Origin of the sequence: Streptomyces sp. NPDC059443 (assembly GCF_042750105.1) — a bacterium.
Classification (GTDB): domain Bacteria; phylum Actinomycetota; class Actinomycetes; order Streptomycetales; family Streptomycetaceae; genus Streptomyces.
In genome coordinates this window covers 55,128-64,499 of sequence record NZ_JBHYVM010000043.1, presented here as the reverse complement: position 1 = coordinate 64,499, position 9,372 = coordinate 55,128, and the positions used below count along the sequence as shown (strand labels likewise).

Sequence of the window (9,372 nt, the reverse complement as noted above, 5' to 3'; positions counted from 1 at the left end):
CGGGGGCTCGTATTTTTTTAAAAGCCACCCACGTACGAGCCCCGGGGCCCCGGGTTCCGGGGGCACGGGCTCTCGTACGTACGGCATGAGCGGAACGGCCGCAGCCGAGGCCCTCAGCCGAAGACCACGCAGGTGGCGGCGGGCACGGCCAGCGAGCCGGCCCGGCGCGGCTGGCCGGTCAGCGGGTCCACGTCGAACCAGGTGACGTCCCCGGAGCGCTCGTTGGCCGCGTACAGCCTGCGCCCCGAAGGGTCGGCGGCGAGGTCGCGCGGCCATGTCCCCCCGCACGGCACCGCGCCCGTGAGCTGCGGCTTCTCGGCCCCGGCGGCGAGCGAGAAGGTGGCGATGGTGTCGGCGCCGCGAACGGCCGCCCACACGAAACGGCCGTCGGGCGAGGCAACGATCGCCGAGGGATAGGCCTCCGGAGCCCCTGGAGCGCCCTTGGGGGCCACCGGAACCTCCGCGACCGGTTCCAGTTCGCCCGACTCGGCGTTCCAGCGGCAGACGGTCAGCTGCGGATCCAGCTCGTGCAGTACGTAGACCACCTCGCCCGAGGGGTGGAAGGCGAGGTGCCGCGGGCCGGTCCCGGCGCGCAGCACGGTCTCGGCGTGGACCCGCAGGGCCCCGGTGGCCGGGTCGAGCACGCAGACCCGTACCGAGTCGGTGCCGAGGTCGACGCTGAGCACCCAGCGGCCGCCGGGATCGGGCAGCACCTGGTGGGCGTGCGGGCCTTCCTGACGGCCCGCGTCGGGACCGGAGCCGTGGTGCGCGAGCACGGACGCGGGCCCGTCGGCGCCGATCGCGCCGTCGGCGGCGAGCGGGAGGCTGCTGACGCTGCCGGAGGTGTAGTTGGCCGTGAGGAGCCGGCGCCCGGCCACGCTGAGGTGGGTGGGGCCGGAGCCGCCGACGCGGACCGCGGCGCCGAGGGCGGCCAACCCCTCGGCGGTGGGCCGGAAGGCGCCCACCGCACCGCGCTCGGTCTCGCTCACCGCGTAGAGCACGCCGGTGCGGCGGTCGTGGGCGAGGTACGAGGGGTCCGCGACGGCCTTGGTCGCCGAGAGCGCGGTCAGTGCCCCGGTGCCCGGATCCACGGTCGCGGTGGTGATGCCGCGGCCGCCCCCCGAGGTGAACGAGCCGATCCAGGCCCTGAGTCCGCCGCCGTGGACCGTACCGTCCGTACCGCCCGTACCGCCCACACCACTGTCCGCGTCGCCCATGGGAGACCCCTCTCGGCTGCTTTCGGATCCTCCCCCAGCTACCGCTGGGAGGTGCCCCCTGGGAGCGACGTTAACAGAAGGGTCTAGACCAAGTCCCGCCCCTGGGCCCGTTCCTGCGCGCCGTGATGGTGGACGTACGCGGTAGCGCTCGGCCGGTCCTCGTACGTCCGGTGGAAGACGGGGGTCGCCGAACCGGAGATCGGCGGCACGATCCAGGACCAGTCCGCGCCCACGTCCCGCCCCTTGCGCTCCTCCTTCTCCATGTGGGCCAGGAAGCGCCGGGACTCCGTGTGGTGGTCGGCGATGGTGACCTTGGCCCGGTCGAAGGAGTGCAGCACCGCCCGGTTGAGCTCGACCAGGGCCCGGTCCTTCCAGAGCGAGCGGTCGCTGGCGGTGTCGAGTCCCATGCGGCGGGCGACGGCGGGCAGGAGGTTGTAGCGGTCGGTGTCGGCAAGGTTGCGGGCGCCGATCTCCGTGCCCATGTACCAGCCGTTGAAGGGCGCCGCCGGATAGTGGATGCCGCCGACCTCCAGGCACATGTTGGAAATGGCGGGTACCGCGTGCCAGCGCAGGCCCCAGTCCGTCCAGCCGTCGCCGCCCTCCGCCCCGTCGGGGTGCTCGATGGGCACCTCCAGCACGGCGTCCGCGGGGACGTCGAACCAGCGGGGCTTGTCGTCGACGCCCTGGACCACGAGCGGGAGGAGGTCGAAGGGGGTGCCGGCGCCGCGGGACCAGCCGAGCGCGAGCAGCGCGCTGGTGAGCGGGGCGTTGCGGGCGTCTCCGACGGTTATGGAGTGGTGGTCCCCGTAGCCGGCGTACCGGATCAGCTGCTCGCTCCAGATCAACGGGCCGGGGCGGTCCGGGGCGTCGGGGGCGAAGACGGTGATGGTGGGCCGGACCCGGCCGCCGTTGGTCGCCTCGCGCAGGTGCTCGAAGCACTCGTCGGCGATCTCGTCGGCGTCGGTGAGTCCGCGGCGGTCGCGGACGCGCAGCGAGTTCCAGTACAGCCTGCCTATGCAGCGGTTGCTGTTGCGCCAGGCCACCCGGGCACCGTGTACGAGCTCCTCGGGAGTGTGCCGGTACGTGCCCGTCCCGGCGAGCTCGGCCCGCACGGCGGCGAGCCGCGCCCGCGGATCACCGGCGTCCGGATTCTCCCTGTGGAACAGACGGATGAACTCCTCGGCCGCTTCCCACACCTGAGCGGTGGTGGAGCGCTGTTGAAGTATTTCCATTCCGGGCGGTTACCCCCTGTCCGGCCAGATCCACCCCGCACGGCACCGATTCGGCCATGCCGGATGAATGTGCAATGAACAATCACCCGTTGTACACGCCGCAGGTCAGCGGCGCGTGGGAGGCGCGCCCGGAACACTCCTCCGTGTGATCTTCATCCATCGGCCTGCGGGTCGGACATGGCGCGGCGTACCATCCGCGGAAATTCCGTTTGATCAGGCGCTGATGACCAGCGGGGCCCGGGGGTGGGTGCGCAGCGGTACGTGGAGCGCGACCAGCGCGTGCTCCAGGCCGTGCAGATGGGCCAGGGCCGGCTCGGCCGCGTGCGGGCGCGGTACGGACGCAACGGCCGGTTCCGAGGCCCCGCGCGGGGCGGTCAGCGTCTCCACGGCCGCCTCCACGCGCCAGCAGGCGGCGGCGAGCCGGGCGTCGTGCGAGGCCTGCGGGTCGGCGGCGACGGCCACCAGTCCGCGCACCTCGCGGGCGCAGTCGTCGAGCAGCCCGAGGACCTGGCGGGCCCGTGCCTTGCGGGCGCGCAGCGGGCTCAGCGGGTGGACGAGGGGCGCGAGCGCCATCCGTACCCGGGCCAGCAGGAGTTCGAGCTCGGCGGCGTGCGGGGCCGGGTCGGCATCGGGGTCCCCGGCGAGCCGGTCGAGGGAGGCCGCGGTGGAGGCCCGTACGCAGTGCAGGGCGCGCTGGATCCAGGCGTCGTTGGCGGCGTGCGTGGTGACGGGCAGGACGAGGACGACGGCGAGCGCGGCGCCGAGGGCGCCGACGGCGGTCTCCTCGAAGCGCAGGAGCAGCAGGCCGGGGTGGAGCACGCCGAGGAGCCCGTAGAGCAGTCCCGCCATGACGGTGACGAAGAACATCATCCAGGAGTACGACGGGGCGGCCGTGTAGAAGATCCCGAAGACGCATACGCATACCAGCGCGGCCGTGGGTACGGGGGCTCCGTGCAGCGGTACCGCGATCAGCAGTCCGGCGGCGATGCCGACGACCGTGCCGAGGACCCGGCGGAAGCCCCGGACCAGGGTCTCGCCGCGCGAGGCGGTGTTGACGAAGATCCACCAGGCGGTGCCGACGGCCCAGTACCAGCGGTCTTCGGAGAGCACCTGGCCGATGCCGAGCGCGAACGCGCAGGCTGCGGTGGCCTGGAAGGCCTGCCGGGTGGTGGGCCGGGCCAGCCCCGTGCCGGGCAGTCCGGGCGGCGCGGCCGGGGGCGGGGTGCGCCGCTCGATGGGCCAGAACAGGAAGCGGACGGCCCCGGCGGACAGCAGCGCCAGCCCGACGGCCGCGTACAGCTCGGGGAGCTGGGCGGGCCGCGCGTGCAGGAACTGGGTGACGAAGAACATCATGAATCCGAAGATCCCCAGGGCGTGTCCGCGCGGGCCGAAGCGGCGGGCGTAGACCCCGGCGAAGACCACCGCGAGGAAGGCCGCGTCGCGGGCGGGCGGGAACCCGTGCAGGGTGGTGGCCAGTGTCAGGACCGGGAAGCCGGCGACCGGCAGCAGGGCGGTGGTCACCCGCTGGGCGCGCACGGTCGAGTCGAGCACCGTGAAGAGCGCGAGCAGCGCCGCCAGTCCCCCGGTGATCGACGCGACGAGCGAGAGCCCGCACAGTTCGGCCACCGCCACGGCGAGCGCGACGCCGATGACGGCCCGCAACGAGTTCCTGAGCCTTGCACGCCCCGGATCCGGAGCCACGAACATCCTCTTCACGGCGGTGTGCCGCCCCCCTTGCGATGGAACCCGCCGGGCCGGTCTGCGCCCGGGGGTGGTGGGCGGCATACGGGCACGGCGAAGGCGCCGCGCTCCGGAGCGGCCTCGTTGCCGCGCCGGCGCCGCGCGGCGCCGTAAGTACATGGATACGACACAGATAACCACCCTGAGGGGCAATGGCTCAACCGAGCCCGGTCGGACTGGGCCATTGGTACAGCAAAGAGCCGCGATCTTCGGCCACAGGGGGCCAACGGGCCGACACGGGGACACGCCACTGCCCGCTTAAAGAAACGCCCAAGGCCTTCAACAACCCGTTGACGAGAGCCTGTCGCGACCCTAGGTTCCCTCAATGCGGAATGAATATTCCGGATTATGGAAGTCGCTGTTCGGGTCGGCTGTCCACGTCGTCGTCCCTCCCCAGCCCCACGGGCGCGGTCCCCCGCCGCCGCCCACCCACGGCGCCCCCGACCCAGAGAGACCCGGATGCCTACCACGCTCGATACGGGCAACACCGCATGGCTGATGGCGAGCACCGCCATGGTCCTGCTGATGACCCCCGGCCTCGCCTTCTTCTACGGCGGCATGGTCAAGACCAAACACGTGCTGGTGATGCTCAAGATGAGCTTCGTCTGCCTGGCCCTCGTCACCCTGCTGTGGTTGGCCATCGGCTACAGCCTGGCCTTCGGCAAGGACGTCGGCGGCCTGGGCCTGATCGGCTCGCCGGCGCACTGGATGATGCACGACGTGGGAATGACGAGCCTCTGGGGCTCCACCGGCATCCCCACCGTGATCTTCTCCGCCTTCCAGATGGCATTCGCCATCATCACCGTGGCACTGATCAGCGGATCCATAGCGGGACGCGCCACCATGCGCGGCTGGCTCTGGTTCGTGGTCGCCTGGACGCTGCTGGTGTACGTGCCGATGGCGCACTGGGTGTTCGCCCCGGACGGATGGGTCATCGCACACCTGGGAGCACTGGACTTCGCCGGCGGCCTCCCGGTCGAGATCAACTCCGGCGCGGCCGGCCTCGCCGTGGCGATCGTGGTGCGCAAGCGCAAGGACTTCGAGCGGGAGGCCATTCGCCCGCACAACCTGCCGCTGGTCGTGATCGGCCTCGCCCTGCTGTGGTTCGGCTGGTTCGGCTTCAACGCCGGCTCGGCCCTGCAGACCGGCGGCACCGCCCCGATGGCCTTCTTCAACACCCAGCTCGCCGCCGCGGGCGCGATGGTGGGCTGGCCGCTGATCGAGAAGTGGAAGCTCGGACACGTCGAGATGCTGGGCGTCGCCGGCGCGGCCGTGGCGGGCATGGTGGCGATCACCCCGTCCTGCGGCGAGATCTCCCCGGCCGGAGCGCTGGCGGTCGGCTTCATGGCCGGTGTGGTCTGCGCCTTCGCGATCAACTTCAAGTACAAGCTGCGCTACGACGACACCCTGGACGTGGTCGGGGTGCACGGCTTCGGCGGCATCGTGGGCACGCTCGCCATCGGCCTGTTCGCCACCAGCCAGATGAGCGGCAAGAAGGGCCTGTTCTACGGGGGCGGCGGCGACCTGCTCTGGCGGCAGGCCGTCGCGGTCCTCGCCTGCGCCCTGTTCTCCTTCTGCGCGACCTGGCTGATCGCCAAGGTGATCGAGAAGACCATCGGCTTCCGCGCCGACGAGGAGTACGAGCACGTCCCCGGCCAGGAGGAGGAGCAGGCCTACGACGACGAGACCATCGCCGAGATCCGCTCGCGCCTGATCCAGGCCCGGGTCCCGGTGGCGGTGGGCGCCGACCGGCAGGAGGCGGACTCCGCCGCTGCCGACCATCGGCTCCTCGCCGAACTGCGCGAGGTGCTGGAGCGACGGGAGAACGAGAAATGACTCCCGCTCTGGCTTCTGGCGCTCTGGCTGCCGGCACTCTGGATTCGGGCAACTCCGCCTGGCTGATGATGGCCTCCGCCATGGTGCTGCTGATGGCGCCGGGGGTGGCGTTCTTCTACGGCGGCATGGTGAAGACCAGCCAGGTCATCGCGATGCTCAAGATGTGTTTCCTGTGCCTGGTGGTCGTGACCATCATCTGGTTCTCGGTCGGCTACACCCTCGCGTTCGGCCCGGACGCCGGAGGGCGGGGGCTGATCGGCGGACTGGACCATCTGTTCATGACCGGTGTCGGCATGGACAGCACGACCGACGGCGTCCCCACCGTGATCTTCTCGGTCTTCCACATGTCGTTCGCCATCGTGACCGTCGCCCTGATCAGCGGTTCGGTCGCCGGGCGGGCGACGATGAAGGGCTGGATGGCCTTCGTCGGCGCCTGGACCCTGCTCGTCTACATTCCGATGGCGCACTGGGTGTTCTCGCCCGACGGCTGGGTCGCCAAGCAGGTCGGGGCGGTCGACTTCTCCGGCGGCACGGTCGTCGAACTGAGCTCCGGTGCGGCCGGACTCGCCCTGGCGCTCGTGGCGGGCAAGCGGCAGGACTTCGAACGCACGAAGATCCGTCCGCACAATCTTCCCCTGGTCGTGATCGGCCTCGCCCTGCTCTGGTTCGGCTGGTTCGGCTTCAACACCGGCTCGTCGCTGGGCACCCCGGGCGCGGCGGCGATGGGCGTGATGAACACCCAGCTGGCGGCCGGCGCCGCCATGGCCGGCTGGGCGGTGACCATCTACCTGCGCACCCGCAAGGTCGGGCTGCTCGACATGTCCATGGGTGCGGTCACCGGCATGGTCGCGACGACCCCGCTGGCCGGCGGCGTCAGCATGGCGTGGGCCGCGATCATCGGCTTCCTGGCCGGTTTGACCTGCGCGTTCGCGATCAGCTGGAAGTACCGCTTCGGCGTGGACGACACCCTGGACGTGGTCGGCATCCACGGCTGGGGAGGCCTGTTCGGCATGCTGATGGTCGGCCTCGCGGCGACCGGTGAGATGACCGGCAAGAAGGGCGTGTTCTACGGGGGCGGCTGGGACCTGCTGGGCAAGCAGCTGGTGGCCGTACTGGTGCTCGGCCTCTTCTCGTTCGGGATGACGGCGCTCATCGGCAAGGTCGTCGACCTCACCCTCGGTCTGCGCCAGCCGGGCGGCGCCGAGGAGCACGAGCAGGTCTACCAGAACGACTGGGACGACCAGTTCAAGGAGATCGTCGACGCCCTCCGCGGCGCCGACGAACCCACCGGCCGGTCCGGCGCGGAGACGAACGCGAGCGCCCTCCTGGATCAGGTCCGCCGCACGCTGGCCGACCGTCCCGACCGTCCCGAGCAGACCGGACAGCCCCGGCAGTGCGAGCACCGCAAGGACTGAACCGCCGGCCGTACGGCCCGTCGATCAACGGAGCCCCGCCCATGGAGGGTGGGGCTCCGTTGCGCGTGGCACCGGCGAAGCGAAGGCCAAGCGGAAGGGGAATCCCTCAGTCCAAAGGATTGACTGAATTTTCAGTTAAGGAGAGGATGCGGGCACATCGCCGTTCCCCACCCTCACAAGGGAGCCCCATGGCCCAGCCCGTTCCGTCCCGTCGAACCTTGCTCCAGGCCGGTGCGGCGGCTCTGCCCCTGATGGCGGCAGGCTCGCTCCTTTCCGCACCCGCCGCCCACGCGGCGGACACCGCCTCCGCGGCCGTGCTGCGGATGCCCGATGAGAGCGGCGCGCACACCCGTACCTTTATGGCCTGGCCGGCGCTGTCCTCGATCTGGGCCGGCCGGCTCGCGGGGGTGCGCCGGGACATCGCCGATGTCGCGTACGCGATCTCGCGCTTCGAGCCCGTCGTGATGCTCGCCCGCCCCGAACTGGCCGCCGATGCCAGGTACGCCTGTGGAAGCGGCGCCGTTCACCCCATCGACGTCGTCGAGATCGCCAACGACGACCTGTGGATACGTGACTTCGGCCCGACGTTCCTCGTGGGCCCCGGCGCCATCGCCGGTGTGGACACGAACTTCAACGGCTGGGGCAAGACCGGCACTTCGTACTACCAGCCCTTCGCGAACGACGCCGCGGCCGCCGCGACGCTTCTCACCCAGTACGGCGTCAACCGCGTCCAGGCCCCGTTCGTGGGCGAGGGCGGTTCCCTGGAGACCGACGGTCAGGGCACCCTGCTGGCCACCGTCAGCTCGCTCGTCAACGACAACCGGAACCCGGGCAAGACGCAGGCGCAGGTCGAGGAGTCGCTGAAGTCGGCGCTCGGGATCGACAAGGTCATCTGGGTCCCCGGCCTGGCGGGCCAGGACATCACGGACTGCCACATCGACTGCCTGGCCCGCTTCACCTCTCCCGGCCAGGTCATTCTGGACAAGCCCGGCCCCGATGCCGACAGCAAGTGGGTCGCCGTCTACGACGAGACCCGGCAGATCCTGCAGAGCGCCACCGACGCCCAGGGCCGCCCGCTGGCCATCACCGAGCTCCCCGGCCCCAACCGCCGCCGGATCCGCGGCAGGGGCAAGGACTTCCTCTCCAGCTACACCAACTACTACACCGTGAACGGGGCCGTCCTCGTTCCCCAGTTCGGCGACGCCTTCGCCGACGGCGTGGCCTACGCGATCCTGCAGGCCAAGTACCCCGGCCGCGACATCGTCCAGCTCAACATCGACAACATCGCCTCCGGAGGCGGCGGCATCCACTGCGCCACCCAGTCCCAGCCCGCCGTGCCCGCGACCGTCTGAGAACGGGACGGACGAGGGGAAGGAGGATGTCGCACCGTCTCTTCCAGTGGATCGCCGATCTCGCCCTGATCTCCGTGACGGGTCTGGCCGTCCTGCTCTTCTCCGAGTGGGACGACAGCTGGGGACTCGGCGACGCGCTGTTCGGCCCGGCGGGTCAGCTCGCCGCGGCCGGCTGCGCGGTGGTGGCGGTGCTGATCCGGCGCCGGCTGCCCGCGGTCGCGGTGGCGTGCGCCGCCGCACTGGTGGCGGCCGAGCCGGCGCTGAGCGGAGCCCTGGCCGTGGTCTCGTACACGGCCGGGCTGCGCTGGTCCGGCATCCGCAGCCGGATCGCGCTGCCGGCCGTCTGCCTGGCGGTCCCCGTGGCCGTCACCGGGGTGATCTCGGCCGGGGAGACGACGCCGGTGCTGGAGTACGAGGTCATGATCGTGCTCGTCTCCGGCATCGTGTGCGGGGTCCTGCCCGGTCTGGCCGGGGGGGGGGGGGGGGCGCGCGGGGGGGGGGGGGGGGGGCGCCCCGGCGGCGCCCCCCCCCCCCCCCGGGGCGCCCCCCCGGCCCCGGGCCCGCGCCCCGCCCCGCGGCC

Annotated in this window: 7 protein-coding genes; 4 read left to right on the top strand and 3 right to left on the bottom strand. The window is 71.6% G+C overall.

Going from position 1 to position 9,372, the window contains the following annotated elements:
* Positions 1-113: 113 nt before the first annotated feature.
* From ACFXDJ_RS31860 to ACFXDJ_RS31850, 3 genes are all read right to left on the bottom strand, one after another.
* Entirely contained in the window at positions 114-1,217 is a 1,104-nt protein-coding gene (locus ACFXDJ_RS31860) for a lactonase family protein (protein WP_384851066.1), read from the bottom strand.
* Between the two features lie 83 nt (positions 1,218-1,300).
* Positions 1,301-2,449, bottom strand: a complete 1,149-nt coding sequence (locus ACFXDJ_RS31855) for a nitric oxide synthase oxygenase (protein ID WP_384661958.1) — start codon at positions 2,447-2,449, stop codon at positions 1,301-1,303.
* A gap of 213 nt (positions 2,450-2,662) precedes the next feature.
* Positions 2,663-4,156 carry an FUSC family protein gene (locus ACFXDJ_RS31850; protein ID WP_384661972.1) on the bottom strand — a complete coding sequence of 498 codons (1,494 nt, stop codon included), beginning with the start codon at positions 4,154-4,156 and terminating at the stop codon, positions 2,663-2,665.
* A 492-nt stretch (positions 4,157-4,648) separates the two neighbouring features.
* On the opposite strand from ACFXDJ_RS31850, the gene ACFXDJ_RS31845 reads away from it, so the two are divergent.
* The 4 genes from ACFXDJ_RS31845 to ACFXDJ_RS31830 form a co-directional block, all read left to right on the top strand.
* Entirely contained in the window at positions 4,649-6,025 is a 1,377-nt protein-coding gene (locus tag ACFXDJ_RS31845; RefSeq protein WP_384661960.1) for an ammonium transporter, read from the top strand.
* A complete protein-coding gene (locus tag ACFXDJ_RS31840) occupies positions 6,022-7,440 on the top strand; it encodes an ammonium transporter (protein ID WP_384661963.1) in 1,419 nt (472 codons plus the stop codon). Before ACFXDJ_RS31845 ends, ACFXDJ_RS31840 begins: the two co-directional genes overlap by 4 nt.
* A 188-nt stretch (positions 7,441-7,628) precedes the next feature.
* The gene (locus ACFXDJ_RS31835; RefSeq protein ID WP_384661966.1) at positions 7,629-8,792 is read left to right on the top strand and encodes an agmatine deiminase family protein; all 1,164 of its coding nucleotides are present in this window, start codon (positions 7,629-7,631) and stop codon (positions 8,790-8,792) included.
* A gap of 26 nt (positions 8,793-8,818) precedes the next feature.
* On the top strand, positions 8,819-9,372 hold a 554-nt coding region (locus ACFXDJ_RS31830), incomplete at its 3' end, for a hypothetical protein (RefSeq protein ID WP_384851064.1).

Bases quoted from the DNA above. Each gene is read 5' to 3' on its own strand.
- ACFXDJ_RS31860 (WP_384851066.1), bottom strand. From the start codon at position 1,217: ATGGGCGACGCGGACAGTGGTGTGGGCGGTACGGGCGGTACGGACGGT.
- ACFXDJ_RS31855 (WP_384661958.1), bottom strand. From the start codon at position 2,449: ATGGAAATACTTCAACAGCGCTCCACCACCGCTCAGGTGTGGGAAGCG.
- ACFXDJ_RS31850 (WP_384661972.1), bottom strand. From the start codon at position 4,156: ATGTTCGTGGCTCCGGATCCGGGGCGTGCAAGGCTCAGGAACTCGTTG.
- ACFXDJ_RS31845 (WP_384661960.1), top strand. From the start codon at position 4,649: ATGCCTACCACGCTCGATACGGGCAACACCGCATGGCTGATGGCGAGC.
- ACFXDJ_RS31840 (WP_384661963.1), top strand. From the start codon at position 6,022: ATGACTCCCGCTCTGGCTTCTGGCGCTCTGGCTGCCGGCACTCTGGAT.
- ACFXDJ_RS31835 (WP_384661966.1), top strand. From the start codon at position 7,629: ATGGCCCAGCCCGTTCCGTCCCGTCGAACCTTGCTCCAGGCCGGTGCG.